Source organism: Amycolatopsis sp. WAC 01416, assembly GCF_003947485.1.
In the GTDB taxonomy this organism is placed as follows: Bacteria; Actinomycetota; Actinomycetes; order Mycobacteriales; family Pseudonocardiaceae; genus Amycolatopsis.
This window is the reverse complement of record NZ_QHHX01000002.1, coordinates 386,038-411,467: the sequence shown is the minus strand read 5'-3', so window position 1 is coordinate 411,467 and position 25,430 is coordinate 386,038. Positions and strand designations below refer to the sequence as shown.

The 25,430-nt window shown below is 69.3% G+C and carries 27 protein-coding genes; 8 read left to right on the top strand and 19 right to left on the bottom strand.

Annotation, left to right across the window (positions count from 1 at the left end):
• Window positions 1-11 precede the first annotated feature (11 nt).
• Window positions 12-1,526: a M1 family metallopeptidase gene (locus DL990_RS06260; RefSeq protein WP_125788698.1), complete on the bottom strand. Its 1,515-nt coding sequence runs from the start codon at window positions 1,524-1,526 to the stop codon at window positions 12-14.
• A 99-nt stretch (window positions 1,527-1,625) separates the two neighbouring features.
• Window positions 1,626-3,302: a 2-succinyl-5-enolpyruvyl-6-hydroxy-3-cyclohexene-1-carboxylic-acid synthase gene (gene menD / locus DL990_RS06255; protein ID WP_199746239.1), complete on the bottom strand. Its 1,677-nt coding sequence runs from the start codon at window positions 3,300-3,302 to the stop codon at window positions 1,626-1,628.
• Between the two features lie 57 nt (window positions 3,303-3,359).
• Between menD and DL990_RS06250 the strand changes: the two genes are divergently transcribed.
• From DL990_RS06250 to DL990_RS06240, 4 genes are all read left to right on the top strand, one after another.
• Complete coding sequence (locus DL990_RS06250; RefSeq protein WP_125788696.1) at window positions 3,360-4,283, top strand: 1,4-dihydroxy-2-naphthoyl-CoA synthase; 924 nt, start codon at window positions 3,360-3,362, stop codon at window positions 4,281-4,283.
• 51 nt (window positions 4,284-4,334) lie between these two features.
• A complete protein-coding gene (gene menE, locus DL990_RS06245) occupies window positions 4,335-5,459 on the top strand; it encodes an o-succinylbenzoate--CoA ligase (RefSeq protein WP_199746238.1) in 1,125 nt (374 codons plus the stop codon).
• A gap of 62 nt (window positions 5,460-5,521) precedes the next feature.
• Window positions 5,522-5,680 (top strand): hypothetical protein, encoded by a 159-nt coding sequence (locus DL990_RS41445; RefSeq protein WP_199746237.1) that lies wholly within the window; start codon window positions 5,522-5,524, stop codon window positions 5,678-5,680.
• An 85-nt stretch (window positions 5,681-5,765) separates the two neighbouring features.
• Window positions 5,766-6,635, top strand: coding sequence for a 1,4-dihydroxy-2-naphthoate polyprenyltransferase (locus DL990_RS06240; RefSeq protein WP_125788695.1), 870 nt, complete (start codon window positions 5,766-5,768; stop codon window positions 6,633-6,635).
• A 367-nt stretch (window positions 6,636-7,002) separates the two neighbouring features.
• On the opposite strand, the gene DL990_RS06235 is transcribed toward DL990_RS06240, so the two are convergent.
• From DL990_RS06235 to DL990_RS06225, 3 genes are read right to left on the bottom strand one after another with little or no spacing between them, the layout of a single operon-like run.
• Window positions 7,003-8,085, bottom strand: a complete 1,083-nt coding sequence (locus tag DL990_RS06235; RefSeq protein ID WP_125798138.1) for a PLP-dependent cysteine synthase family protein — start codon at window positions 8,083-8,085, stop codon at window positions 7,003-7,005.
• On the bottom strand, window positions 8,082-8,360 hold the full coding sequence (locus tag DL990_RS06230) for a DUF4229 domain-containing protein (RefSeq protein ID WP_125788693.1): 279 nt from the start codon (window positions 8,358-8,360) through the stop codon (window positions 8,082-8,084). Before DL990_RS06230 ends, DL990_RS06235 begins: the two co-directional genes overlap by 4 nt.
• A gap of 11 nt (window positions 8,361-8,371) precedes the next feature.
• The gene (locus DL990_RS06225; RefSeq protein WP_199746236.1) at window positions 8,372-8,845 is read right to left on the bottom strand and encodes an Lrp/AsnC family transcriptional regulator; all 474 of its coding nucleotides are present in this window, start codon (window positions 8,843-8,845) and stop codon (window positions 8,372-8,374) included.
• A gap of 248 nt (window positions 8,846-9,093) precedes the next feature.
• Between DL990_RS06225 and DL990_RS06220 the strand changes: the two genes are divergently transcribed.
• Together DL990_RS06220 and DL990_RS06215 are read left to right on the top strand one after the other, a co-directional pair.
• Window positions 9,094-9,306, top strand: a complete 213-nt coding sequence (locus DL990_RS06220) for a BldC family transcriptional regulator (RefSeq protein ID WP_016330944.1) — start codon at window positions 9,094-9,096, stop codon at window positions 9,304-9,306.
• 148 nt (window positions 9,307-9,454) lie between these two features.
• On the top strand, window positions 9,455-9,643 hold the full coding sequence (locus DL990_RS06215; RefSeq protein ID WP_125788692.1) for a hypothetical protein: 189 nt from the start codon (window positions 9,455-9,457) through the stop codon (window positions 9,641-9,643).
• On the opposite strand, the gene DL990_RS06210 is transcribed toward DL990_RS06215, so the two are convergent.
• The 7 genes from DL990_RS06210 to hemL all read right to left on the bottom strand — a co-directional run bounded on the left by DL990_RS06210 (window position 9,640) and on the right by hemL (window position 17,095).
• Window positions 9,640-10,992, bottom strand: coding sequence for a MinD/ParA family protein (locus DL990_RS06210; RefSeq protein ID WP_125798137.1), 1,353 nt, complete (start codon window positions 10,990-10,992; stop codon window positions 9,640-9,642). The two genes, DL990_RS06215 and DL990_RS06210, sit on opposite strands and share 4 nt — an antisense overlap.
• A 79-nt stretch (window positions 10,993-11,071) precedes the next feature.
• On the bottom strand, window positions 11,072-12,049 hold the full coding sequence (ccsB, locus tag DL990_RS06205) for a c-type cytochrome biogenesis protein CcsB (protein WP_125788690.1): 978 nt from the start codon (window positions 12,047-12,049) through the stop codon (window positions 11,072-11,074).
• Window positions 12,050-12,054: 5 nt separating this feature from the next.
• Complete coding sequence (locus DL990_RS06200; RefSeq protein ID WP_125798136.1) at window positions 12,055-13,632, bottom strand: cytochrome c biogenesis protein ResB; 1,578 nt, start codon at window positions 13,630-13,632, stop codon at window positions 12,055-12,057.
• The gene (locus tag DL990_RS06195; RefSeq protein ID WP_125798135.1) at window positions 13,629-14,402 is read right to left on the bottom strand and encodes a cytochrome c biogenesis CcdA family protein; all 774 of its coding nucleotides are present in this window, start codon (window positions 14,400-14,402) and stop codon (window positions 13,629-13,631) included. The genes DL990_RS06200 and DL990_RS06195 overlap by 4 nt, the downstream gene beginning before the upstream one ends.
• 181 nt (window positions 14,403-14,583) lie before the next feature.
• The gene (locus DL990_RS06190; protein WP_125788687.1) at window positions 14,584-15,165 is read right to left on the bottom strand and encodes a TlpA disulfide reductase family protein; all 582 of its coding nucleotides are present in this window, start codon (window positions 15,163-15,165) and stop codon (window positions 14,584-14,586) included.
• The gene (locus DL990_RS06185; protein WP_125788686.1) at window positions 15,162-15,794 is read right to left on the bottom strand and encodes a histidine phosphatase family protein; all 633 of its coding nucleotides are present in this window, start codon (window positions 15,792-15,794) and stop codon (window positions 15,162-15,164) included. The genes DL990_RS06190 and DL990_RS06185 overlap by 4 nt, the downstream gene beginning before the upstream one ends.
• Window positions 15,791-17,095, bottom strand: a complete 1,305-nt coding sequence (gene hemL / locus DL990_RS06180; RefSeq protein ID WP_125788685.1) for a glutamate-1-semialdehyde 2,1-aminomutase — start codon at window positions 17,093-17,095, stop codon at window positions 15,791-15,793. The genes DL990_RS06185 and hemL overlap by 4 nt, the downstream gene beginning before the upstream one ends.
• 122 nt (window positions 17,096-17,217) lie before the next feature.
• On the opposite strand from hemL, the gene DL990_RS06175 reads away from it, so the two are divergent.
• Entirely contained in the window at window positions 17,218-17,709 is a 492-nt protein-coding gene (locus DL990_RS06175; RefSeq protein ID WP_125788684.1) for a TspO/MBR family protein, read from the top strand.
• Here the strand turns inward: DL990_RS06175 and DL990_RS06170 are convergent.
• The 4 genes from DL990_RS06170 to hemB are packed head-to-tail and all read right to left on the bottom strand — an operon-like array spanning window position 17,702 to window position 20,042.
• Window positions 17,702-18,088, bottom strand: a complete 387-nt coding sequence (locus tag DL990_RS06170) for a hypothetical protein (protein WP_125788683.1) — start codon at window positions 18,086-18,088, stop codon at window positions 17,702-17,704. The two genes, DL990_RS06175 and DL990_RS06170, sit on opposite strands and share 8 nt — an antisense overlap.
• On the bottom strand, window positions 18,066-18,518 hold the full coding sequence (locus tag DL990_RS06165; RefSeq protein ID WP_125798134.1) for a hypothetical protein: 453 nt from the start codon (window positions 18,516-18,518) through the stop codon (window positions 18,066-18,068). Before DL990_RS06165 ends, DL990_RS06170 begins: the two co-directional genes overlap by 23 nt.
• On the bottom strand, window positions 18,515-19,060 hold the full coding sequence (locus DL990_RS06160) for a hypothetical protein (protein ID WP_125788681.1): 546 nt from the start codon (window positions 19,058-19,060) through the stop codon (window positions 18,515-18,517). The genes DL990_RS06165 and DL990_RS06160 overlap by 4 nt, the downstream gene beginning before the upstream one ends.
• 10 nt (window positions 19,061-19,070) lie before the next feature.
• Window positions 19,071-20,042, bottom strand: a complete 972-nt coding sequence (hemB, locus tag DL990_RS06155) for a porphobilinogen synthase (protein WP_125788680.1) — start codon at window positions 20,040-20,042, stop codon at window positions 19,071-19,073.
• A 139-nt stretch (window positions 20,043-20,181) separates the two neighbouring features.
• Between hemB and DL990_RS06150 the strand changes: the two genes are divergently transcribed.
• A complete protein-coding gene (locus DL990_RS06150) occupies window positions 20,182-21,468 on the top strand; it encodes an Nramp family divalent metal transporter (protein ID WP_125788679.1) in 1,287 nt (428 codons plus the stop codon).
• A gap of 114 nt (window positions 21,469-21,582) precedes the next feature.
• On the opposite strand, the gene DL990_RS06145 is transcribed toward DL990_RS06150, so the two are convergent.
• Genes DL990_RS06145 through DL990_RS06135 form a run of 3 tightly spaced genes read right to left on the bottom strand, consistent with a single transcriptional unit; the run spans window position 21,583 to window position 25,430 of the window.
• Window positions 21,583-23,115, bottom strand: a complete 1,533-nt coding sequence (locus tag DL990_RS06145; RefSeq protein ID WP_125788678.1) for a bifunctional uroporphyrinogen-III C-methyltransferase/uroporphyrinogen-III synthase — start codon at window positions 23,113-23,115, stop codon at window positions 21,583-21,585.
• Between the two features lie 60 nt (window positions 23,116-23,175).
• Window positions 23,176-24,123, bottom strand: coding sequence for a hydroxymethylbilane synthase (hemC, locus tag DL990_RS06140; RefSeq protein ID WP_199746235.1), 948 nt, complete (start codon window positions 24,121-24,123; stop codon window positions 23,176-23,178).
• On the bottom strand, window positions 24,120-25,430 hold the full coding sequence (locus tag DL990_RS06135; RefSeq protein ID WP_125788677.1) for a glutamyl-tRNA reductase: 1,311 nt from the start codon (window positions 25,428-25,430) through the stop codon (window positions 24,120-24,122). The genes hemC and DL990_RS06135 overlap by 4 nt, the downstream gene beginning before the upstream one ends.

Sequence of the window (25,430 nt, the reverse complement as noted above, 5' to 3'; positions counted from 1 at the left end):
AGCGCTACCCGTCAGTGGGCGTGTCGCTCGGCGAGGAATTCATGGGTCGCCTTGATCTGCGCGTAGGACTTCGGTGCGACAGGCGCCACAGCGGCCCGGAGAGCCTGCGTGCCGTTGGGGCTCACCGCGGGCTTGCCCTTGGTGTACAGCCACGTCTGGAACAGGTCGTACAGCGGCTTGCCCGAGATCTTCTCCGCCAGCGCGATGAACTCTCCGATCACCGCCGACTTGGCCTTCTTCACCTGCTGCCACGTCTGCAGGATCCGGAAGAACGTGTCGTCGCCCACGGCCTTGCGCAACGCGTGCACCGCGAGCGCGCCGCGGTCGTAGACGGCCCCGTGGAACTGGTCGTCCGCGCCCGGGTCGGCGGGCAGGACCTGCCAGAACGGGTCCTCGGCGGGCACGGAGTCGTAGATGTACTGGGCGAGTTCGTCGGCCGTGCCCTCGCCGATCTCCTCCGACCACAGGAACTCGCCGTAGGAGGCGAAGCCCTCGTTCAGCCAGATCTCGCTCCACTTGCCGAGCGTGACGCTGTCGCCGAACCACTGGTGCGCCTGCTCGTGCGCGACGATCGAGGTGTTGGAGCCGCTCCGGAAGGCCCTGGCGCCGTACACCGGCCGCGTCTGGTTCTCCAGCGCGAAGGTGATGCCGGTGGTGACGACGCCGCCCTGCGCCTCGAACGGGTAAGGCCCGAACTTCGAGGCGAGGAATTCGGTGATCTCCGGCGTCCGCTCGATGCTGGCCTTGGCCGCGCCGAGCGATTCGCCGAGGTCGGCGCCATAGGCGGTGATGAACGGTTTGCCGTCCGGCGTGGTCTGCTCGTTCACCTCGAACTTGCCGACCTCCAGCGACGTGAGATACGTCGCCTGCGGTTTGGTGCTGCGCCAGTTCCAGCGCGTCCAGCCCGGCCGCTGCACCGTCTTGCGCACGAGCGTGCCGTTCGACAGCGCGGCGACGTCGTTCGGGACCTCGACCGAGACGTCGTAGGTCGCCAGGTCGGTCGGGTGGTCGTTGGACGGGAACCACCAGGCCGCGCTCTGCGGCTCGTCGACGGCCAGCGCGCCGTCCGGGGTCTTCTTCCAGGCGGTGAAGCCGTCGATCTTCACTTTCGACGGCGTGTCCGCGTAGGCGACGACGACCGTGGCCGTCTGGCCCTTCTTCAGCGGCGTCGACGGCGTGACGGTCAGCTCACCGGTGCCGTCGGTCGACGTCGCGAACTTCGCGGGCCGGTTGTTGACCCGGACGCTCGACACCTTCAGGCCGAAGTCGAGGTTGAAAGCCGAGAGGTCCTGCGTCGCGGTGAGCAGGATCGTCGTGGCACCGGACAGCAGGTCGGTGGACGGCTGATAGGTCAGCCGGAGGTCGTAGTGACCGACGTCGTAGCCGCCGTTCCCGGCGTGCGGGTAGTACGGGTCGCCGATGCCGATCGAGCCGGGCGCGGGTGCGGCGGCCGCGGTGCCCACGAGCAGCACCGAGACGACGCCCGCGGTCAATCCGGCGAAGCCGGCGCGAGTGTTCAAGCGCATTGCGAATCCTCCCAGGGATTTGTCAGCGCGCTCGAACGTAGCCAGGTACCCCTCGGCGAGACACAGCCAAAGGAAGGGTTCCTAGCCTCTGGAATAGGGCTAGACAGCCCGCACGGCCGACGACACCGCCGTACGGAGGCGCGCGTGCAGCTCACGGTGGCGCGTTCGGTCCACCCGGACCTCCACCACCCGTAGCCCCGGCGCGGGTTTGAGCGCCGCGCGGAACTCGGTGAGCGTCTCGGCGACGACGTGCGGCACGCGGTAGCCGGCGCACAAGGCACCGAGATCGGCGCCATGCGGCGTGCCGAAGACGCGTTCGAAGCTGGCGTTGTGCTCGGGCGCGCCCTGCTCCAGCAGGGAGAAGATGCCGCCGCCGTCGTCGTTGAGCACCACGATCGTCAGGTCGGGGCGCTGTTCGGCGGGCCCGGTCAGCAGGCCGCTCGCGTCGTGCAGGAACGTCAGGTCGCCGAGCAGCGCGTACGAATGTCCCCTGTGGACGGTCGCGGCGCCGATCGCGGTCGACACCATGCCGTCGATCCCGGCGACGCCGCGGTTGCGGTGCACGAGGACGTCGGGCCGCAGCCGTCCGGCGAGCGCGACGTCACGGGTCGGGTTGGACGAGCCCACGACCAGCAGCGACCCCTCCGGGACCGCGTCGACCAGCTCGGTCGCCAGGCGCAGTCCGCTCGGCCAGGGTTCGGCGGCCAGCGCCTCGGCCACCGCCGCCGACGCCGCCTTGTCCGCGCGCTGCCAGCTGGCGAGCCACTCCGGATCGGCCGGTTTGGTCGGCTCGTCGAACCACTGGCCGACCTGGCGGACGTTGTGCGCGGGCGCGGGCCAATCCGAATCGGGCCGGACCAGCAGCACCTCGACGTCGGGATCGGACAGCACGCTCTGGACCTGCCGGAACACCGTCGGACGGCCGATGCACAGGACCTGCTCGGGCTTGTGCCGCGAGATGAACTCCTCGACGCCGAGCAGCCACGCGCCGGACGAGATCGCCGTCGCGCCCGCCAGCCCGATGCCGCCGGTCTCGGAGACGACCGGCCAGCCGTGCAGCTCGGCCCATTCGCTGGCCGCCTGCACACCGGTGTCGCACGCGATGACCAGGCCGGACCGGGCCGAGGGCACCACGAACGAGGGAAGCGCGCCGAAGTCGGGCAGCTCGGTCCAGCGGGCGCCGTCGGGACGCCCTTCGAGTGACTCGTACCACTCGCCGTCATCATCGATGTCAGGGACGAGCGGCTCACGGAACGGGATGTTCAGATGCACCGGTCCGCAGCGCCATTCGCCGTACGCGGCGTTCCAGGCGCGGCAGATCTGGCCGCGCCAGTACGAGTTCTGGCCGGCGCGGCGTTCGGCGACGGCGAGCTCGTCGAAGTAGCGGATGGCGTTGCCGTAGAGCTGGTGCTGGTCGATGACCTGGCTCGCGCCGGCGGCCCGCATCTCGGGCGGGCGGTCGGCGGTCAGCACGATCAGCGGCACGCCCGCGCGGTCCGCCTCCAGCACGGCGGGGTGGAAGTTCGCGGCCGCCGTGCCCGAGGTGCACAGCACGGCGACGGGGCGGCCCGTGCGCGCGGCGATGCCGAGGGCGAGGAAGGCGGCGCCGCGTTCGTCGATGCGGACGTGCAACTGGAGCCGTCCGGCGGCCGCCGCGTCGTACAGCGCGATCGACAGCGGGGCGTTGCGTGAGCCCGGGCAGAGGACGACGTGCGAGACGGTGTTGCGGACGAGCTCGTCGACGATGACCCTGGCCTGCGCGGTGGAAGGATTCACCGGCAGACCTCGGGTTTCACACTACGACTCACGGCCACACGTCCTATTCTCCCAAACGTGGATGACGCCCAGGTTTCCGAGCTGTTCGACCCGGCCTTGTGGACCGAAGTCGACGGTTTCGACTTCACCGACATCACCTATCACCGCTCCTCTGAGAGCCGCTCAGGCAAACGTGTGGTGCGTATCGCGTTCGACCGTCCCGAGGTCCGCAACGCCTTCCGTCCGCACACCGTCGACGAGCTGTACCGCGCGCTCGACCACGCGCGGATGAGCTCGGACGTCGGCTGCGTCCTGCTCACCGGCAACGGCCCATCGCCGAAGGACGGCGGCTGGGCGTTTTGTTCCGGTGGTGACCAGCGTATTCGCGGACGCTCCGGGTATCAGTACGCGGACGGGGAGACCTCCGACACGATCGATCCGGCGAGGGCCGGACGGCTGCACATTCTCGAGGTCCAGCGGCTGATCCGGTTCATGCCGAAGGTGGTCATCGCGGTGGTCCCGGGGTGGGCCGCCGGTGGCGGGCACTCGCTGCACGTGGTGTGCGACCTCACGCTCGCGTCGGCCGAGCACGCGCGCTTCAAGCAGACCGACGCCGACGTCGGCTCCTTCGACGGCGGCTACGGCTCGGCGTACCTCGCCAAGCAGGTCGGGCAGAAGTTCGCTCGCGAGATCTTCTTCCTCGGGCGCGAGTACACGGCCGAGCAGATGCAGGCGATGGGCGCGGTGAACTCCGCCGTCCCGCACGCGGAGCTCGAAGCCGAGGCGCTGGACTGGGCGTGGACGATCAACGCCAAGTCGCCGACCGCGCAGCGGATGCTCAAGTACGCGTTCAACCTCACCGACGACGGCCTGGTCGGCCAGCAGCTCTTCGCCGGCGAAACCACCCGGCTGGCGTACATGCAGGACGAGGCCGTCGAAGGCCGGGACTCCTTCCTGGAGAAGCGCTCACCCGACTGGTCGGCCTTCCCGTACTACTACTGACCTGCGTTTAGCGGGCTAAACGCGATCCGCGGGCGGACGTAGGGTGGAGCGATGCGGGCGATAGGGGTGGACGGGGGTCAGGCGTCGATCGACGAGCTGACCTCGGCGTTGGCAGAGGCGCTCGGCGGCGGCCCGGCCGTCCTCCCCTACGCGTCGGAGGCCCTGCGGGACGCGATGGAGCCGACGCGCCCGGCCGAACCCGGGACGGCGGTGATCATCGCCACCTCCGGCTCCACCGGCGAGCCGAAGGGGGTCCTGCTGTCGGCCTCGGCGCTCACCGCGTCGGCTCACGCGACCCACAAGAGGCTCGGCGGTCCGGGGCACTGGCTGCTCGCGACCCCGGCGCAGTACATCGGCGGACTGCAGGTGCTGATCCGCTCGCTGCTGGCCGGGACGACGCCCGCCGTGCTGCACGCCCCCGGTTTCCGGCCGGACGACTTCGCCGAGGCGGCCGCGCCGCTGTTGTCACTGGACGGGCCGCGCTACACCGCGCTCGTGCCGACTCAGCTCGGGCGGCTGCTCGACGCGGGCGGGCCCGGTCTGGCGGCGGCCCGCGCTTTCGACGCGATCATCGTCGGCGCCGCGGCGACCACCGTGGATCTTCGGGAGCGCGCCGCCGAAGCGGGCGTGAAGATCGTGCCCGCGTACGGCATGAGCGAGACCGCGAGCGGCTGCGTCTACGAAGGCGTACCGCTGGACGGAGTACACGTCGAACTCGAAGACGAGCGAGTCTGTATCACGGGTGACGTGCTCTCGCACGGCTACCGGCTGCGACCTGACCTGACTTCGGAGTCCTTCGAGGACGGCCGGTTCCGCACCTCCGACCGCGGCCGTTGGTCGGCCGACGGCCGGTTGGAGATCCTCGGTCGGATCGACGACATGATCAACACCGGCGGGGTGAAGGTGGCCGCCGCGGCCGTCGAACGGATCTTGACCGCGCAGCCGGGGATCCGGGACGCGTGCGTGGTCGGAGTGCCCGACCCCGAGTGGGGTGAAGCCGTCGTCGCGCTCGTCGTCGGCGCTGGTTGCGACGTCGATTCGCTGCGCGCCGCGTGCCGCGAAGAGGCCGGCGCCGCGGCTGCTCCGAAGCGAGTCGAGTTCGCCGAAGAACTCCCGCTGCGAGGCCCAGGGAAGGTCGACAGGACGGCCGTCAGGAATCTCCTACGAAGGTCGTGAATTCCCCACCGATTACCGGGACATTGTTGACACAATCATTACCCGCGGGTTTACGTCTAGGTATGACGCGCTGGACACGCACCGTATTGGCCTGCACCGCCGTCACGATGGGACTGGTCGCTTTGGCCGGGCCCGCGCTGGCGGACGAACCGGAAGCCGCCGTTCCGAACAGCGGCACGCTCACCTGGACCCTGGAAGACGCGATCGACGATCTGAAGTAGCGCGACTCGTCACCTGCCCGGGATGCCTCGAGCAGGTGACGAGCCCCGCATACCGGCCGGTAGTGGCCAGGGCCAGAATGGCGACATGGCGACTGCTGGTGAATGGATCGAAGGGGCGCGCCCGCGGACGCTGCCCAACGCGGTGGCGCCGGTGGTCGCCGGAGTCGGCGCGGCGGTCGCGCTCGACGGCTTCTCCTGGTCCCGATCGATTCTCGCGCTGCTGGTCTCGCTGGCCCTGATCGTCGGCGTCAACTACGCCAACGACTACTCCGACGGCATCCGCGGCACCGACGAAAAGCGCGTCGGCCCGCTGCGGCTGGTCGGCTCCGGAGTCGCGAAGCCGAAGGCCGTCCTGACGGCCGCCCTCGTCGCCCTCGGGCTCGCCGGAGTCCTCGGGCTCGTTCTCGTCGCGATCAGCGGCCAGTGGTGGCTGCTGGCGATGGGCGCGGTCTGCATCCTCGGCGCCTGGTTCTACACCGGCGGCAAAAAGCCTTACGGCTACTACGGTTTCGGCGAGATCGCGGTCTTCGTCTTCTTCGGGCTGGCGGGCGTTCTTGGCACCGTGTACGTCCAAGCCGGACAGCTCAGCTGGACGGCGCTGGGCTGCGCGGTCGCCGTCGGCTCGTTCTCGACCGGCGTGCTGACCGCCAACAACCTCCGCGACATCCCGACCGACATCGAGTCCGGCAAGCGCACACTCGCCACCCGGCTCGGCGACGACGGCACGCGGCGCCTTTACCTGACGCTGGTCGCGATCCCATACGTCGTGAGCGTGCTGCTCGCCTTCGTGACGCCGTGGGCGCTGCTGGGGCTGCTGACCGCGCCGCTGCTGGTGAAGTCGGTCAAGGCCGTCGGCGGCGGCGCGCAGGGGCGGGCGCTGATCCCGGCGCTGCGGGACACCGGGTTCGCGATGCTGGGGTGGGCGGTACTGACCGCGGTCGCCCTCGCGCTCTGAGCAGTCACCGGACCTTTGATGCGGGACTGTGTGGATTTCGGGACGTTGGATGACCCGAAATCCACACAGTGCGGCCTCAAAGGTCCGGTCACCGCGCCATCCAGTTCGCGTCGGGCCGGACGGGCACGCGGTGAATGAACGCACCGTTCATACCTTGAGTTTTCCGCTTCGGACCACCACCCGTAGCGCTCTAGCGTCTGGGTGACCACTAAATGCAGCCGAGGCGATAGCAAAGGTCCCCCGCTCTTTTGGTGATCCGGCGAATCTGAGGTAGGCCGCCCAGCCGGTGTTGCGAAAGCCACTTTCGCAACCTTCAACGTTGCGAAAGTGGCTTTCGCAACACGCCCGGCAGGCGGCCGAGACCCGCTCAGGCCTCCGGGGCGAGCTTCCCGCTCACCAGGAACTCCCGGTACTTGTCCAGGTAAGGCGCGATGTGGATGTTCTTCCGCGCCAGCCACTCGTCGTCGTAGTAGGTGTTGGCGTACCGCTCGCCGCCGTCGCACAGCAGCGTGACGACGCTGCCCGCCTGGCCTTCCGAGATCATCCGCGAGATCAGTGTGAAGGCGCCGAAGAGGTTCGTGCCGGTCGAGCCGCCGGCCCAGTGTCCGGTCCGTTCGCGCAGCACGCGGATGGCGGCCAGCGAGGCGGCGTCCGGCACCTGCAGCATCTCGTCGATCACGCCGGGCACGAACGACGGTTCGACACGCGGCCGCCCGATTCCCTCGATCCGCGATGGCATGCCGGTGCTGTAGTCGAGCGCCCCGGTCTGCCAGGCGCCGTAGAACGACGAGTTCTCCGGGTCGACGACGGCGATCTTCGTGGTGTGCCGCTTGTAGCGCACGTAGCGGCCGAAGGTCGCGCTCGTGCCGCCGGTGCCGGCGCCGACCACGATCCACGTCGGCACCGGGTGCCGCTCGGACTGCATCTGCGCGTACACCGATTCGGCGATGTTGTTGTTCCCGCGCCAGTCCGTCGCGCGCTCGGCGTAGGTGAACTGGTCGAGGTAGTGGCCGTTGCACTCCGAAGCGAGCCGCTCGGCCTCCGGGTACATGTCCGGCGCGCGGTCGACGTAGTGGCATTCGCCGCCGTAGAACTCGATGAGCGCGATCTTCTCCGGCGAGGTGCTGCGTGGCACCACGGTGATGAACCGCAGGCCGAGCATCCGTGCGAAGTACGCCTCCGAAACCGCCGTCGAGCCGCTGGACGCCTCGACGAGCACGGTGTCCTGCCCGATCTGGCCGTTCACCAGGCCGTACAGGAACAGCGAACGCGCGAGCCGGTGCTTGAGCGAGCCGGTCGGGTGGACCGACTCGTCCTTCAAGTACAGGTCGATGCCCCATTCGGCGGGCAGCGGGAAGACGTGCAGGTGTGTGTCGGCGCTGCGGTTCGCGTCGGCCTCGATGATGCGGACGGCTTCGCGGACCCAGCTGCGGCTGTGCAGACGGCTCACGCGGTGCCGTCCGCTCGGTCGCCGCGCAGCTGGGAGCGCAGTTCGGCACGGGCGCGAGCGCGCTTTTCGTTGCGGCGGGCGAGTCCGGCGGTCACACGCGCGTTCAGCGGGCGGAACAGCAGCAGACCCAGCGGCAGCCCCACCACCAGGCTGATCAGCAGCGCGACCAGCAGCGGGACGTTGACCAGCAGCAACCCGCCTGCGATGACCCCGACCAGGAGAAACCTGGCCAGTACGTACAGCGTCAGGTCACGGGGCAGGTGATTATCGCTCACATCAACGCAGGCTACGCGCTGCCGTTGCGGCCGTCCTCCAGGCCCGCGTTGTTGGGGCGCCCTTCGAAGCGGGTGGAAAGCACGACGGTGGTGTTCGTCCGGCCGACGCCGGGGATCCGCCGCAACCTGCCGAGCGTCCGCTCCAGATCGTCGACGGTCGCCACCCGCACCTTGACGACGAACGCCTCGTCGCCTGCGACGGCATAGCAGCTTTCGACCTCGTCCAGCGCGCCGAGCGCGTCCGCGACGTCGTCTTCGGTCGCGGTGTCGGTGGGGTGGATGCCGACCAGCGCCGTCACGCCGAGTCCGACCGTGTTGGGGTCGACCATGGCGTGGTAGCCGGTGATCACGCCGGCGGCCTCGAGTTTGCCGACCCGCTCGTGCACTGATGAAGCCGAGAGCCCGACAGACCGGCCGAGGTCGGCGTAGGTAGCCCGCCCGTTCTCCCGCAATGCCGCGATGATCTTCCGATCCACCTGGTCCACCGCTACACCTTAGGTGCCACGACCCGATTCGCGTGATCAGGGCGTGTTTTCGTACATCCGTGACAAGACCTTGGCGGCCACGGGCGCATGTCTCGGTTGTCGGTTTTGACCTTTAAGGGCTCTTTACTGTTGGACAACCGTTCGAGTACCTGACGGGTGAGATGCAACGATTGCCGTGTTGGCTACCCGGCACGACGGGCATTGGGCCCGCCTCCGGTTTAGCACTGGAACCGTGAAGGAGGCGGAAAATGACCGCGACCATGGGCGGCAGGTTGCTCACCCCCGGTGAAGTGGCGGCCCTGTTCCGGGTCGACCCGAAGACCGTGACCCGCTGGGCGACCGCGGGCCGGATCGGCTCGATCCGCACTCCCGGTGGACACCGCCGGTTCCGCGAGGCCGAGGTGAACGAGCTCCTCGCCGAGCTGACCACCGACGCCAGTGAGCCCACGCGCAAGGTCTGACCTGGCATTTCCCGTAAAAGGACTCCGGTGACGAAGGGCACGAAATCGCCCTTCGTCACATTGGGGTATCCATGAGTCCCCCCGCGCGCGGCAAAGAGGCTAGCCTCGTGGGACTGAGCAACGTCCTCCACGCGGAAAGGGACCGAGCATGATCTATCTGCTCGCGGCCATCGGAGCGCTCACCGTCGCCGTGGTCTTGTGGCGCGCGTTCGGGATCGAGCGCGTCGGGGTGCCCTCGTCGCGGCCGACACTCGCCCCGGACGACGACCCCGACTTCCTGCGCAAGCTCGGTGAGCAGCAGCGCAAAGGTAAAGACGAGGACAAGGGCAAAGACTAGGGCTGAATCGGCTGGTAGTGCTGGCCGCCGAAGCCGTCGGCGACGGTGGCCGCCAGTTCCAGCAAGGCCAGCCGCGTGTCGTCGTCGAGCCGGTCCAGTTCGATCTCGGCGCCTTCTTCCAGATGCGGATCGAACGGGATGCGGCAGACCGAGCGGACCCGCGCGCCGAAGTGCGCCGAGAGCTTGTCGAGATCGACGGAGCCGCCCTTCGGCCGTACCGAGTTGATCACCGCGACGGACCGTTTGACCAGGTCGCCGTAGCCGTGCGCCTCCAGCCAGTCGAGTGTGGCCGACGCACTGCGCGCCCCGTCGACGGAGCCGGACGAGACCACCACCAGCGCGTCCGCGACGTCCAGGACGCCCTTCATCGCCGAGTGCATCAAACCGGTCCCGCAGTCGGTGAGCACGATGTTGTAGAAGTGCTCCAGCAGGTCGACCGTGCGCCGGTAGTCGTCCTCGGAGAAGGCTTCCGAAACCGCCGGATCCTGCTCGCTGGCGAGGATCTCCAGCCGGCTCCCGCCCTGCGACGTGTACGACCGGACGTCGCTGTACCTGGTGATCTTGTCCGCGTCCCGCAGCAGGTGCCGGACGGTCGCGGTGGTCTCGATCGGGATCTTCTGCGACAGCGTCCCGCGGTCCGGGTTGGCGTCGACGGCGACGACCCGGTCACCGCGCAGTGAGGCGAACGTCGAGCCCAGTGTGGTGGTCGTGGTGGTCTTGCCGACGCCGCCCTTGAGGCTCAGCATCGCGATCTTGTAGCACCCGCGCAGCGGCTGGTTGATCTGCGCGATCAGTTCACGCTTGCGCGTGTCCTTGGGGCTCTCCCCCGGGTTGACGAGCTTGCCGGTGCCCACGTAGAGCGCCTTGCGCCAGCCCGACTGCGGCTTGCGTTTCTGCGGCTTCACCAGGCTCGCGGTGGCGAGTTCGTCCGGGAGCGCGTGCCTGCCCTGCGGCTGCGGGAGCCCGGGCACGCCGGGCTGCTGTACCGGCTGCTGCTGCTGCTGCGGCGGCGGCGCGTACTGCTGCTGAGGCGGGTACTGGGCGGCCTGCTGCGGCTGCGCCTGCTGAGGGTGCAGAGGGGGCAGGTTCTGGTCGTAGGGCTGCTGATACTGCCCCTGCGACGGCTGCGGCAGCGACGGCTGCTGCTGCTGCTGAGCGGGCTGCTGTTGCGGGTACTGCCCCTGCTGCGGGTACTGGGGCTGGACGACCTGGGTCGGCTCGGCCTCGAAACCGCCCGCGTTCGGATGCGGCGCCGAATCCGTCCTGTCCTCGGAGAACAACTCCGAGGGCGGGTCGCTCTCGGTGGGTTCGGGGTGGCCAGGAGCCGATTCTTCGCTGGGTCCGGTCACCGCTGAATTCCTCCTCCGCGCACGTCTTCCCCCATTACCTCAGTATTGACGGTAGTCGGCTCGCGTGCAGCGGCGGCGGTCAGCCCCCGGCGTAGGAATGCAGGCCCGACGTCACCAGGTTCACGAAGAACATGTTGAAGATCGTCGCGGAGAATCCGACGATGTTGATGATCGCGGCCCGCTTCCCGCGCCAGCCCGCGGTGGCACGGGAGTGCAGGTACGCCGCGTAGACGACCCACGCCACGAAAGCGACGGTCTCCTTGGGGTCCCAGCCCCAGAACCGGCCCCACGCCGCTTCGGCCCACACCGCGCCGCAGAGCACGCCGAAGGTGAAGATCGGGAAGGCGAAGATGGTGGTGCGGTAGGCGATGCGGTCGAGCACGTCCGCGGCGGGCAGCTTCGAGCCGAACTTGGCGAACTTCGCCGGGTTGTCGTCGTGGGCGGCGCGGAAGAGGTAGAGGACGCTCGCGACACCCGGCACCAGGAAGACACCCGAGCCGATGATCGCCGCGGAAACGTGGATGATCAGCCAGTACGACTGGAGCGCGGGCTGCACCGGCGCGGCCGTCGTGTACAGCATGGTGCCGTTGACGAACATCAGGATCACGACCGGCAGCAGCAGGAAGCCGGTGAGGTGGCGGACCGGGAACTTCCGCATGATGACGAGCCAGGTCGCGACGGCGATGAAGGTCGTGGCCATGCCGTATTCGTAGAGGTTGCCCCACGGCGCGCGGTGCACGGCGAGCCCGCGCAGCACGATCGCGGCCAGGTGGAGCAGCGCGGCCAGCACCAGCAGCGCGGCGCCCATGCGGCCGATGCGCTCGGGGCGGCCGATCTCACGCGGGGGCTCGACGGGCGTCCCGTAAGCCGGAGGCGTCGACGGACCACCCGCGCCGACCAGTTCGCGGGAACGCTGGATGCTGCGTTCCGCCGCCAGACGGCCCTTCGCCCCGAAACCCTGCTCGATGAGGGCGAACATCAACGCGATGACGTAGATCGCCGCCGCGGTGGTGTAGGAGTAGTCGCTGTACTGGGACAGCGTCTCGTTGATCGGCATGACCTCTAGTTGCCTCTCTGCCCCTGGACCAGCTTGGCGCTGATCCGCTGGAACTCTTCGCCGTAGCCCGCCTGATCGGTGCGCGCCAGCCCGGCGACCTCGATCACGGTACCCGTCTCACCTTCGCGCGCCGGGCTCACCCGCACCCACACCCGGCGCCGTTTGACCAGCAACGATCCCGCCAGCCCGATCAGCATCGCGACCGCGCAGACCAGTACCCAGCCCTGCACGGGATCGTGCGAGACCTGGATGGCGACCCATTCCTGGACACCGTCGAAGCGGACCTTCGTGCCGTCGTCCAGCACGGTCTCCTGACCCTGGTCCAGGTTCTGCCGGGTGAGCTTCTTGAGCCTGCCGTCCGCGACGAGCGACTGGTCGATCTGGAAGATCGACTGCCCGCGGCCGGCGTCGAGGCCGAGGTCGCCGCGGTAGATGTCGACGGCCACGGCCGGCTTGTTCGCCTCGGGCCGCGACGACGTCAGCACGTTGCCGTGCATGAACGCGGTCGGCGCGAGCAGGCCGGTGATCGCGAGCTGCCGGGTGCGGCGTTCGATCGGGTCCGCGATCCCCGGCTGGTCGATCTTCGTGGCGCCTTCGGAGAGCTTGGTGGGCTCGTCGGCGGGACGCCACGGAGTGATGTTGGTGCGCACGGTGCCGTCGGGGAAGGTCACCGTGAACTTCGGGGAGTAGCCGAAGTTCAGCAGGTAGACGCGGTCGCCCGCGGTGCGCAGCGGCGAGTTGACCTCGAGCCCGTACGGCTTCCAATCGCCGGTCTTCAGGTCTTCGCCGGACTGGTACTCCATGTTGGAGTGGTAGTAGTTCGCCTGCCCGCTCTCGGTGTAGCGCGCCTCGAAGTCCTTCAACCGGATGCAGAACGCGTTGAGGTCGGTGCCGTCGACGCGCAGCCCGGCGTTGAAGGTGTCGTAGCCGAGGATGCCGGAGTTGCACCACGGGCTGTTGTCGGCCTGGACGATGACCTGGCCTTCGTAGCCGAACAGCTTGCCCAGCGCGAAGAAGATGATCAGGCCCAGCATGCCGAAGTGGAAGACGAGGTTGCCGGTCTCGCGAAGGTATCCGCGTTCGGCGGAGATGCTTCGGGTTCCGTCTGCGTCTTCATGCTCGACGCGGCGCCAGCCTTTGAGCAGCGCGTGAGTGTCCTTCATGACCGTCTCGGGGGTCCGGTCGGTCGTGGTGGACACGTGATGCGGCATGCGCGAGAGCCTGCGCGGCGTGAGCACCGGCTTCGCGCGCATCGCCTTCGCGTACTCGAGGCTGCGCGGCGCGAGACAGCCGATGAGCGAGACCATCAGCAGGATGTAGATCGCGGAGAACCAGACGCTGCCGTAGACCTCGAAGAACTGCGTGCGGTCGAGCAGTTCGCCCCACCAGCCGTGCGCGGCGATGTACTCGTCGGTCTTGGCGACGTTGAGGTTCCGCTGCGGCAGCAGCGCGCCGGGCATCGCGGCGAGCGCGAGCAGGAACAGCAGCACCAGCGCGGTGCGCATCGACGTCAATCCGCGCCAGGTGTTGCGTAGGAAGGCGAAGACGCGCTTCAGCGGCGTCGGACGGTATTGGGTGGTCACAAGGGCAGCCTGAGGTCGTTCACGAGGGTGTTCCGGATCCAGCCGATCATGTCGCCCCACAGTCCGGTCACCAGCAGTACACCGACGATCATCAACAGGACGCCGCCGAAGATCTGTACCTGACGGCCGTGGCGGCGCAGCCAGTCCGTCGCGCGGACGGCCCAGCGGGCGCCGACCGCGATGAGCAGGAACGGGACGCCGAGGCCGAGGCAGTACACGAGGATCAGCGCGTACCCGCGGACGGCGGCACCGCCGGTGGCGCTGGCCAGGGTGGTGACCGCGGACAGCGTCGGCCCGATGCACGGCGTCCAGCCGAGCCCGAACACCGCGCCGAGCACCGGCGCGCCCCACAGTCCGCCGCGCGGCACGTGATGCGAACGGAACTCCCGCTGCAATCCCGGGATCCAACCGAGGAAGACCATCGCCATCGCGATGGTCAGCACGCCGCCGAGGCGCTGGAGGAGGTCCATGTTGAGCTGGACGGCGTCGGCGATCCACACCAGCGTCCCCAGTGTCACCACGAAGACGACGGTGAACCCGAGCACGAACAGCGCCGCCGCGCCGTGGACGGCGTACCGGCCCTTCTTGCGCCCCTCGTCCGCGCTGACCGCGGGAGCGTCCGCGCCGACCAGCGCCGCCAGGTACGCGAGATACCCGGGCACCAGCGGCACGACGCACGGCGACGCGAAGGAGATCGTCCCGGCCAGCAGCGCTACGCCCGCTGCGAGCAGCAGCGGCCCTGAGAGCGCCAGCTCGGTAACACCGTTCACGCAAAGGAGCGTAGGCAGTGTGGTCGAGGTGAAAACGCCGGGGCGCCCTCAACGGGACCTACGTCGCACCCGGTCAGGACCTTGGTCCCGTCCCATTCCTCGCATTTCGGCACCTGGTTGCGATCGTTGCACACGCAAGGATCGCAACCAGGTGCCGAAATGCGGCGAGGGGCGGCGAGGGTCAGGCGGGTTCGGCGACCAGGCGTTCGACGACGGGCAGCAGGTCCGACGCCAGGAGGTCCCGCAGGAACACCGCCGCGACGCGGTGCTGTTTGTCCAGCACGATCGTCGACGGGATGATGTTGCGCGGATAACCCGAAAGTTGCAGCAGCGTCCGCCCCGACGGGTCGTAGATCGACGGGTACGTCAGCTTCCGGTCCCGCATGAAGTCCTGCGCCGGTGCCCGGTCGTTGTCCCGCAGGTCGATGCCGACCACCTGGACGCCGGACGCCTTGGTCTGGTCGTAGACCTTCTGCATCTCCGGCGCCTCGACGCGGCACGGCCCGCACCATTGGCCCCACAGGTTGAGCACGACGACCTTGCCGGGGAAGTCCGCGATCGAGAGTTGTTTGCCCTCGTTCATCAGGTCGTCGCCGGACAGGGTCGGCGACGGCTGGCGGTCCGCGACGTCGTAGGTGATGTCGACCTTCCCGCCCGGCGACACGAAGTTGAACGAGCCGCCGGTGACGACGGCGTCCTTGCCGGTGGTGCAGCCCGTGACGACGAGCGCCAACCCGACGACGGCCGCCAGGAGTCGCTTCATGCGCCGGTCACCTTCGGGTCGGTCGTGCCGGCGGGCTCGCTGTAGACGATCCGCACGAGTTCTTCGCCCTCGAAGACCAGGCTGGTCAGCGACGCGAGCGAGCACTGGCGGTTGCGCGGGTCGTGCCAGAGCCGCTTCGCCTCCAGGAAGCGCCGCACGGTCCAGATCGGCAGCTGGTGCGAGACGCACAACGCCTCGTGGCCCTCGGCCGCGCGCCGCGCACGATGGATCGCGCCGAGCATGCGGTGCGCGATCTCGACGTACGGCTCGCCCCAGGACGGCCGGAACGGGTTGACCAGCTTCGGCCAGTGCTTCGGCTGGCGGAGGGCGCCATCGCCGACGGCGACCCGCTCGCCCTCGAACTGGTTGTCGGCCTCGATGAGCCGATCGTCGGTGTCGACGTCGAGCCGGTGCGCGGCGGCGATCGGCGCAGCGGTCTCTTGCGCACGCTGAAGCGGCGAAGCGACGACGTGCGTGATGTCGTGCTTCGCGACGGCTTCGGCGACCGTCAGCGCCTGGCGCTGACCGCGGTCGGAGAGCTTGAAGCCGGGAAGACGGCCGTACAGGATCTTGTCCGGGTTGTACACCTCACCGTGGCGGAGCAGGTGCACGATCGTCGTCTCGCTCACGCCTGGACCGCCTCGGCGGCGGCGCGGGCGGCCACGCGCAGCGCGGACTCGATGATCTCGAACTCGGCGTCACCCATGGCCGCGTTGACGAACCAGGCCTCGTACGCGCTCGGCGGCGCGTACACGCCGTTGTCCAGCAGCGCGTGGAAGAACGCCGGGAACCGCCAGGTCTCCGAAGCTTGCGCGCCCGGGTAGTTCGTCACGGGGTTCTCGCTGAAGAACACGCTGACCAGGTTGCCCGCGTACTGCACGGTGTGCGCGACGCCCGCCTCGGTCAGCGACCGGTCGAACAGGTCCCCGAGCCGCTTCGCGTTGGCGTCGAGGGCCGCGTACACGGCGTCGTCGGCCGCGCGCAGCGTCGCGAGCCCGGTGGCGACGGCGACGGGGTTCCCCGACAGCGTCCCCGCCTGGTACACCGGCCCGCCCGGGGCCAGCTTCGCCATCACGTCGGCGCGACCGCCGAAGGCCGCGGCCGGCAGTCCGCCGGACATCACCTTGCCGAAGGTGTACAGGTCACCGGCGACGCCTTCGAGGCCGAACCAGCCCGCCTTCGAGACGCGGAACCCGGTCATCACCTCGTCCATGATCAGCAGCGCGCCGTGCTCGTGCGCGATCTCCTTGAGCCCGGCGTTGAAGCCGTCGACCGGGGCGACGGCGCCCATGTTGCCTGCCGCCGCTTCGGTGATGATCGCGGCGATCGAGTCCGGATTGTCCACAAAGGACTTCCGGACCGCGTCGAGGTCGTTGTAGGGCAGGACGATCGTGTCGGCCGCCTGCGCGCCGGTGACACCGGGCGACGTCGGGAGGCCGAGGGTCGCGACGCCGGAGCCCGCTTCGGCGAGCAACGCGTCGACGTGACCGTGGTAGCAGCCCGCGAACTTGATGATCTTCGCCCGGCCGGTGAATCCCCTGGCCAGCCGGATCGCGCTCATCGTCGCCTCGGTACCGGAGTTGACCAGGCGAACCTGCTCCACCGGCTCGACCCGGCCGATGATCTCCTCGGCCAGTTCGACCTCGCCGCGCGTCGGCGTGCCGAACGACAGTCCGCTGACGGCCGCTTCGCGGGCGGCGGAGACGACGTCAGGATGCGCGTGCCCGAGGATCATCGGCCCCCACGACGAGACCAGATCGACGTAGCGGTTGTCGTCGGCGTCCCAGAGATACGGACCCTCACCGCGCACCATGAACCGCGGGGTGCCGCCGACGGAGTTGAAGGCCCGCACCGGGGAGTTCACCCCGCCCGGGATCGCGGCCTTCGCTCGTTCGAACCATGCCTTGGACTGATCGACTCCGGTAGTCACCTCCCCAGTCTCGCAAATCACGGATGACACCCGCCGCCGAGTCCTCACGCTTGGCGGCCATGGCGTGACCCGGCCCACTAGGGTGGGAGCACTCCCGCCGAAACCCTCGCGGAGGAATCCACGTGTCCACGGTGCCGTCACCACCGACCCACCACCGTCGCCTGCGCTGGCAGGCCTTGGCGGGATTCGTCGCCATGTCGGCGATCGTGGGGATCGTGGCCGGGCTGGCGGTCGCCACCCGCTCCGAGACGCACAACGCGCTGGCCCGCCCGTCGTGGGCGCCGCCGGGCTGGCTCTACGGGCCGACGTGGTCGGTCCTGCTCCTCCTGGTCGCCGTCGCGGGCTGGTGCTACTGGCGCACCGACGGCGAAACGCGCGGCTTCGCCTTCTACGGCGTCTGCCTGCTGCTGACCCTGCTGTGGACGCCGCTGTTCTTCGCCGGCGGCGCGCACGTCGTGGCGCTGGCCGACGTCGTCGTACTGGACTTCGTGGTGCCGATCACGATGATGGAGTTCGGGCGCCGGTCGAAGCTCGCGGCCTGGCTGCTCGTGCCGTATCTGCTGTGGCTGCTGTTCTCGACCGCAGTCAACGCCGCCGTCGTGTGGCTCAACTGAGTTTCGGTTCCTTGGGCTTGCGTCCCTTGGCCCGGACGGCGAGCAGGAACTGGCGGATCGCGTCCACCACCAGGATCGCGGCCAGCACACCCAGCCCGATGGCGCCGGCGAGCGGGCCGCCGAAGTAGCGCTGTGATTCCAACGTCGTCGTTTCGCCGTAGGTGATCACGACCGGGACGACACCGGCCTTCCAGCAAGCGAAAGCACCCCACACGGCGAGCGCGGCGAGGATCAGTTCGACGGCTCCCACCACGGCGCGCAGGGGTTTGTGCAGCCGGGCGTTTCGCCGGGTGTCCTCCGGTGGCCACAGATCGGCGCCGGTCGGCTGGGGAAGGTCGATCACAGTGAGCAGCTTCTCATGACTCTGTGGTGCGAGCACGCACCAAATCCTGGAGAGCCTCGCGGAGGGCATCCGGATCCTTGGCCCAGGCGCGGACGAAAACACCGTCTTCGAGCTTCAAGCCGACTTCGCCGTGCTTCTTGGGGATCGTCCAGCCGCCGCCGAGGACCCGCGCCCCGACCGGGGCGTCGTCTTCGAGAACTTCGGCGATCCGAGCCGCCTCCAGGGTTTCTCTGCCCTGCCGGTAGCCGTCCGCGGTGACTTCGAGCGAGAGGTACCGGCGGCGCGCGTACACCCACGGCACGGTGATCGCCACCAGCCCCGCCGCGACCAGGATCCAGGCCAGCCAGTGCACCGGCCCGCCGGTCGCCAGTTCGGCGAGCAGCCCGGCGAGGGAGAACAGCGGCGCCCACAGCAACGCCGTCCAGCCGACGCCGGGTTCGGCGTAGAGGGCGGGCTCCGGCGTCATGGCAGCTTGCGCCCGACCTTCGGGAAGTAGTCGGCGACGCTGGGCAGGTACATCAGGATCAGCGCGATCACCGCGATCAGCGTGGCGATGACGACGAAGAGCGCGCCACCGAGAACGAAGAGGCCGACGAGGGCGAGGAAGACCGCGAGGCCGGTCAGCACGGCCCTGGCCGAACGTGTTCCTTCGCGCGCCTTGTAAGCGAAAATGGCGAAGAGCACGGCGAACGTGATCGCGCCGACGAACAGGTTCAGGATCAGCCCGTCGACGCCGTCGACGATCCGCGCCGGGTCGACCCTCAGCGCGGGGTCCCGCTGCTCCGCGTTCTGCTTGAGGTACGTGTCGATCACCGTCTGCCTGCCGATCAGCAGATAGGTCGGCCCGGCGATCAGGGCGAGACCGGTCGCGATCCACAACCAGAACGAGAGGGCGACAGGCTTCGGCACGACGTGCGCCGGCGCCTCCTGGCCAGGCAGGATCGGGTCGGGCGCGCGTCCCCGCTTGCGGCGCTCGTCGTCCGTTTCGTCGGCTTCGCTGTCGCTCACGCGAGGCAGCCTAGTCCAGCCAACCCGCGGCTTCGGCGGCCCAGTAGGTGAGGATCATGTCCGCGCCCGCACGGCGGATCGAGGTCAGCACCTCGAGGATCGTGCGTTCGCGCTCCAGCCAGCCGTTCGCCGCGGCGGCCTCGACCATCGCGTACTCACCCGAGATGTTGTACGCCGCCAACGGAACCGGCGACGCCTCGGCGGCCGCCCTGATGACGTCCAAATAGGACAGCGCGGGTTTGACCATGATCATGTCGGCGCCCTCGGCGATGTCCAGCTCGATCTCGCGCAACGCTTCACGCACGTTGCCAGGATCCTGCTGGTACGTCTTCCGATCGCCCTTCAGCTGCGAGTCGACGGCCTCACGGAAGGGGCCGTAGAACGCGCTGGCGAACTTCGCCGAGTAGGCGAGGATGCCGGTGTCCGTGCGCCCGGCGCGGTCGAGCGCGGCACGGATGACGCCGACCTGGCCGTCCATCATTCCGCTGGGCCCGAGCAGATGCGCGCCCGCTTCCGCCTGCGCCAGCCCCATTTCCGCGTACAGGCGCAGGGTCGCGTCGTTGTCGACACCGCCGTCGGCGTCGAGGACGCCGCAGTGGCCGTGGTCGGTGAACTCGTCGAGACACGTGTCCGCCATCAGGACCGTCGCGTCGCCGAGTTCGGCCTTCAGGTCACGCAGGGCGACGTTGAGGATGCCGTTCGGGTCGATCGCGCCGGACCCCTCGGCGTCCCGCGTCTTCGGAATGCCGAACAGCATCAGGCCGCCGACCCCGGCGTTGACCGCGTCGACGGCGGCTTTGCGCAGCGTGTCACGGGTGTGCTGGACGACCCCGGGCATGCTCGCGATCGGGCGGGGCGTGTCGATGCCCTCGGCCACGAACATCGGGAGGATCAGCTGACGCGGCCGCAGCGTCGTCTCGCCCACCAGCCTGCGCATGGCCGGAGTGGTACGGAGCCTGCGGGGACGATGTTCGGGAAACACCCTTACGACGGTACTCCCGCTCGCTCGAGACGCGGTCCGCAGCCTCGTTGGGCCGCATGGGCGGACCTTCCCTAAGGGACGGTTAAGAGTCGACTTTGTCCGATTCCGCGGTGGTGTGACGTGGGTTACCTTCCACGTCATGTCGAGTTCAACGGTGACCGACCAACTGGAAGAACCGCCCGTCGGCTGGCGCGCACGGCTGCGCCAGGTCGGGCCAGGGATCATGGCCGCGGCGACCGGGGTCGGCGCGGGCGACCTCGTCGCGACGATGGTGGCCGGATCGCGCTTCGGGTACACGCTGCTGTGGGCGGTGCTCGTCGGCACGATCTTCAAACTCGCGCTGGCCGAAGCCGTCGGCCGCTGGCATCTGACGTCGGGCCGGACGATCCTGGCCGGCTGGCGGACGCTGGGCATGTGGGCGCTGATCTACTTCGGGATCTACGCGGTGATCTGGGGGTTCGTCTACGGCGCGACCGCGATGTCCGCGTCGGGCCTGCCGCTGAACGCGCTCTTCCCCGCGCTTTCGGTGCGGTACTGGGCGATGATCTGCGGTCTGCTCGGCTTCGCGCTGGTGTGGTTCGGGCGCTACGCGATCATCGAGAAACTGATGACGATCCTGGTCGGCGTCATGTTCGTGACCGTGGTCGGGACCGCGATCCTCGTCGTGCCGAACTTCGCCGAACTGTTCAAGGGCGCCGTCCCGACCCTGCCCGACGGCTCGCTCGTCTACGTCCTCGGCCTGGTCGGCGGCGTCGGCGGCACGATCACCATGGCGGCGTACGGCTACTGGACGCTCGCGAAGGGCTGGCGTTCGGCGAAGTGGCTGTCGATGATGCGGACCGACAACGCCGTCGGCTACATCATGACCGGGGTCTTCGTGATCGCGATGCTGATCGTCGGCGCGGAACTGCTGGTCGGCCAGAAGATCATCTCGGGCGACAAGGGACTGCTGTTCCTCGGCGACACCCTCGCCGCGGATTACGGGCAGTGGGCGCGGATCCCGTTCCTCATCGGTTTCTTCGCGGTCTCGTTCACGTCGGTGATCGGCGTCTGGCACGGCGTGAGCCTGCTCTTCGCGGACTGGTGGCGCATTCTGCGGCTGCCCGCGAACACGACGGAAAGCGCTGAGGCGTACGAGAAAAAGGCGGGAGAACGCAGCGTCGCGTACCGCGGATACGTGCTGTGGCTGACCTTCCCGCCGATGGCGTTGCTGTTCCTGGACCAGCCCTTCCAGCTCACCGTGATCTACGGCGTGCTGGGCGCGTTGTTCATGCCGTTCCTGGCGGCGACCTTGCTGGTGTTGCTGAACACCTCAAGGGTGCCGCGAGAGGGACGATCGCGGTGGCTCTCGAACGGGCTGCTGGGCATCTGCCTGGCGATGTTCGCCTACCTGGCGTACACGGAGGTCGTGAAGTTCTTCAGCTGAGGTGGCTGCGCGCCCATCGCAAGTAGGTGACTAGTTGCGCCGGGCACCCCAAGTACGTGAAGGCCCCCTTCCTTGCGCCTGGCGCAAGGAAGGGGGCCTTCACGTACTAAACGATCAGGAGCGGCGGGCCCGCTTCGCCTTGCGAGGCGGCGGGAGCGCACCTTCGGCGCGGAGCCGCGCGGCGTGCTCGGCGAGGGCGTCGACCAGGTGCGGGACGTCGGCCTTCTCGGGCTGGACGTCGACCCGCAGCCCGAACTCCACGGCGGTTTCCGCGGTCTTCGGGCCGATGCACGCGACCAGCGTGCGGGTGTGCGGCTTGCCGGCGATGCCGACGAGGTTCCGCACGGTCGAGGACGAGGTGAAGCAGACCGCGTCGAAACCGCCGGTCTTGATCATCTCGCGGGTCTCGGCGGGCGGCGGCGCGGCGCGCACCGTGCGGTACGCGGTCACGTCGTCGATCTCCCAGCCGCGCTCACGCAGGCCTGCCGAAAGGGTTTCGGTGGCGATGTCCGCCCGCGGCAGCAGGACGCGGTCGACGGGGTCGAGGACGTCGTCGTACGGCGGGAACTCGGCGAGGAGGCCTTCCGAGGACTGCTCACCTTCCGGGATCAGCTCGGGGATGATGCCGAACGAGCGGACCTTCGCGGCGGTCGATTCGCCGACGCAGGCGATCTTCACGCCGGAGAAGGCGCGGGCGTCGAGCCCGAACTCCTCGAACTTCTCCCACACCGCGCGGACGGCGTTGGTCGAGGTGAAGACGATCCACTGGTAACGGCCGTCGACGAGACCCTTGACCGAACGCTCCATCTGAGCGGGGCTGCGCGGCGGCTCGACCGAGATGGTCGGGACCTCGTGCGAGGTGGCGCCGTGGCCGCGAAGCCGCTCCGCCATCTCACCGGCCTGCTCCTTGGTGCGCGGCACCAGGACCTTCCAGCCGTACAGCGCGCGCGACTCCCACCAGGACAGCTTCGAGCGCTGGCCGACGGCCTGGCCGATGGTCACGATGAGCGGGCCGACGAGCTCGCCCGCTTCGTTCGCGACGGTGGCCAGCGTGGTGTCGAGGGTGCGCTGGGTATTGATGGTGCCGTTCGACGTGACGGCGACCGGGGTGGTCGGCGCCAGCCCGTGCTCGGTCAGCGCGGACGCGGCCTCGGCGAGGTGCGCCGACGTCGCGTGCAGCACGATCGGGCCGGGGGCGGCGGCCAGTGCGGCCCAGTCGACGTCACCGCGGACGTCGACCTCGGTGTGCGTCCCGCCGAGCGCGACACCGGCGTACGCCGGGACGGCCGCGCCGGGCGAGACGCCGGGGATGATGTCGAAGACGGCGCTGGTCCGGGAAACGGCCTGCACCTCGGCGACGACGGCGGGCTGGGTCAGCGGGTCACCGGCGATCAGCCGGAGCACCAGCCGTCCGGCCTTGGCCTCGTTCACCAGGTCCTTGGCGACCTCGGTGGCCTCGCCGACGGCGGGGCGCACTTCGGCGCCCTCGGCGGCGAAGGCCAAGACGCCCGAAGGGACGTCCGGGTCGGTCACCACGACCTCGGCCTTGGCGAGCAGCTCCTGAGCGCGGACGGTCAGCAGACCGGCGTCACCGGGGCCCGAGCCCACGAAGGCGACTCGCCCGGTGGTCTTACGCGCGGGGGTCATCTGTGCGTTCTCCTCTTGAGCGGCCGCAGTCGAGCGCGGCCCTACCTTCAACGTTCTGACTCACTGGGCGGGGCCGGACAGTGCGCCGGCCCCCAGGTCGAGCAGTTCGGCGGCCAGTGTCCGGCCGAGTTGTTCGGCATCGCGGCTGTCGGCGAGCGCGGAAGCGCGCACCATGTCGACCGCTTTCCCGTCCTCTTCGACGGCGGCGGTGCCCCGCAGCGAGATCCGCTCGACGACCCGCCCTTCGGCGTCCAGGTCTTCGACGATCTCCGCCAGCGCTCCGACCGGTGCGCTGCACCCGGCTTCCAGCGCCGCGAGCAACGCCCGCTCGGCGGTCGCCACGGCGCGGGTGCCTTCATCGTCCACTGTGGACCCGAGCAGGTGCTCGATGTCCACGTCACCGGTCCGGCACTCCACCGCCAGCGCACCCTGCGCGGGGGCGGGCAGCATCTGGATCGGGTCGAGGGTCTCGGTGATCTCCTCCGCCCGGCCGATCCTGGCCAGTCCGGCACGCGCCAGGACGACGGCGTCGAGCTCTCCGTCGCTCACCTTGCGCATGCGGGTGTCGATATTGCCTCGGATCGGCACGATTTCCAAACCGAGACCGAGCGCACGCAGTTGCGCGGTGCGCCGCGGCGAGCCGGTGCCGACCGTCGAACCCGGCGGCAGCTCGCCCAAAGTCAGCCCGTCACGGGCGATCAGCGCGTCACGCGGGTCCTCGCGGGGCGGCACGGCGGCGAGCGTGATGCCCGGCTCCGGCTTCGTCGGGAGGTCCTTGTACGAGTGCACGATGACGTCGACTTCCTCGCGCAGCAAGGCCTCGCGCAGCGCGGAAGTGAAGACGCCGACCCCGATCGTCGGGATCGGCGCGGACGATTTGTCACCGGGCGTCGTCACGGTGACGAGCTCGACCTCGGCGCCGGTGGCGCGCAGCGCGTCGGCGATGGTGCCGGTCTGCGCGAGGGCGAGTTTGCTGCCGCGCGTCCCGATGCGGATGACTCTGCTCACTGGTCACTGTCTTTCGTTGCGGTAGGACTCGCCACCGCGGCGGGCGCCTGCGGGTCGAGGCAGAACAGCTCGCGCAGCGCGTTGGCGTAATCGGTGTCGGCCGTCTCGGCGGCCAGCTGCTTGACCCGCACCGTCGGCGCGTGGAGCAGCTTGTCGACCACGCGGCGGACCGTGCGGCCGACCTCCTCGCGGACCCCGGCTTCGAGGTCCGGCAGGCGGTTGTCCAGCCGCAGCAGTTCGGCGTCGACCACCTCGGCCGCCCGGCGCCGCAGCGCCGTCACGGTCGGGGTGACCTCGGCGCTGCGCTGTCCGGCGAGGTACTCGCGCACCTCGTCGAGCACGATGCCGGTGGCCTTCGCGGTCTGCCGTTCGGTGGTCGGGGTGCCCTTGTCGCGCATACGGCGCTGGATGGTCTCGAGGTCGACCACGGTGACGTCGGCCAGCTCGGCGACCTCGTGCTCGACGTCACGCGGGAGGCCGAGGTCGCAGACGACCAGCGGGCGCCCGGCGCGGGCGGGCACGTGCGCGGTGGTGAACACCGCGGCCTGCGCGCCGGTGCAGCAGACGACGACGTCCGCCTCGGCGACCGCGTCCGCGATCCCGCTCATCTGGACGGCCTTCGCGGGAACACCCTGCTCGACGCTCGCGGCGGCGAGCCGGGCGGCCCGCGCTTCGGTGCGGTTGGCGATGGTGATCTCGCCGATCCCGGATTTACGCAGGTGGGAAGCGGTCAGCGCGCCCATCGAACCGGCGCCGATGATCAGCGCGTGCTTGCCGGCGATGTCCCCGGCCGCGGCCAGCGCCTCGGAGACGACCGACGCGCCCAGCTGATCCAGGCCCGTTTCACTGTGCACCCGTTTGCCGACGCGCAGCGTGGTCTGGATCAGTTCGTGCAGGGTGCGGCCGACGGTGCCCGCCTCGCGCGCGGTGGCGTAGGAGGACCGGATCTGGCCGAGGATCTGCGTCTCGCCGACGACCATCGAGTCCAGGCCGGAGGTGACCGAGAACAGGTGCTCGATCGCGGCGCCCGCGTAGTGCACGTACAGCGAGTCGTAGAGGTCCGCGGGCTGCATCCCGGCCTGGCGGGCGAGCACGTCGGAAACGTCGTTCAGACCGCCGTGGAAGGTCTCGACGACCGCGTAGACCTCGATGCGGTTGCAGGTCGAGACGAGGATCGCCTCACTGACGTGTTCGGCCTGCTGCAGTTCGTGGAGCACCTTGGTCACGTCGGTCGCGGGGACCGCGACACGCTCCAAGGTGTTCAGCTCGGCACTGCGGTGCGAGAGCCCGACCGCCAACACGCTCAT

Bases quoted from the DNA above. Each gene is read 5' to 3' on its own strand.
- DL990_RS06135 (WP_125788677.1), bottom strand. From the start codon at position 25,430: ATGAGCGTGTTGGCGGTCGGGCTCTCGCACCGCAGTGCCGAGCTGAAC.
- DL990_RS06150 (WP_125788679.1), top strand. From the start codon at position 20,182: ATGTCGAGTTCAACGGTGACCGACCAACTGGAAGAACCGCCCGTCGGC.
- DL990_RS06215 (WP_125788692.1), top strand. From the start codon at position 9,455: ATGATCTATCTGCTCGCGGCCATCGGAGCGCTCACCGTCGCCGTGGTC.
- DL990_RS41445 (WP_199746237.1), top strand. From the start codon at position 5,522: ATGACGCGCTGGACACGCACCGTATTGGCCTGCACCGCCGTCACGATG.
- ccsB (WP_125788690.1), bottom strand. From the start codon at position 12,049: ATGCCGATCAACGAGACGCTGTCCCAGTACAGCGACTACTCCTACACC.
- DL990_RS06165 (WP_125798134.1), bottom strand. From the start codon at position 18,518: ATGACGCCGGAGCCCGCCCTCTACGCCGAACCCGGCGTCGGCTGGACG.
- DL990_RS06240 (WP_125788695.1), top strand. From the start codon at position 5,766: ATGGCGACTGCTGGTGAATGGATCGAAGGGGCGCGCCCGCGGACGCTG.
- DL990_RS06260 (WP_125788698.1), bottom strand. From the start codon at position 1,526: ATGCGCTTGAACACTCGCGCCGGCTTCGCCGGATTGACCGCGGGCGTC.
- DL990_RS06145 (WP_125788678.1), bottom strand. From the start codon at position 23,115: ATGACCCCCGCGCGTAAGACCACCGGGCGAGTCGCCTTCGTGGGCTCG.
- menE (WP_199746238.1), top strand. From the start codon at position 4,335: ATGCGGGCGATAGGGGTGGACGGGGGTCAGGCGTCGATCGACGAGCTG.
- DL990_RS06190 (WP_125788687.1), bottom strand. From the start codon at position 15,165: ATGAAGCGACTCCTGGCGGCCGTCGTCGGGTTGGCGCTCGTCGTCACG.
- DL990_RS06220 (WP_016330944.1), top strand. From the start codon at position 9,094: ATGACCGCGACCATGGGCGGCAGGTTGCTCACCCCCGGTGAAGTGGCG.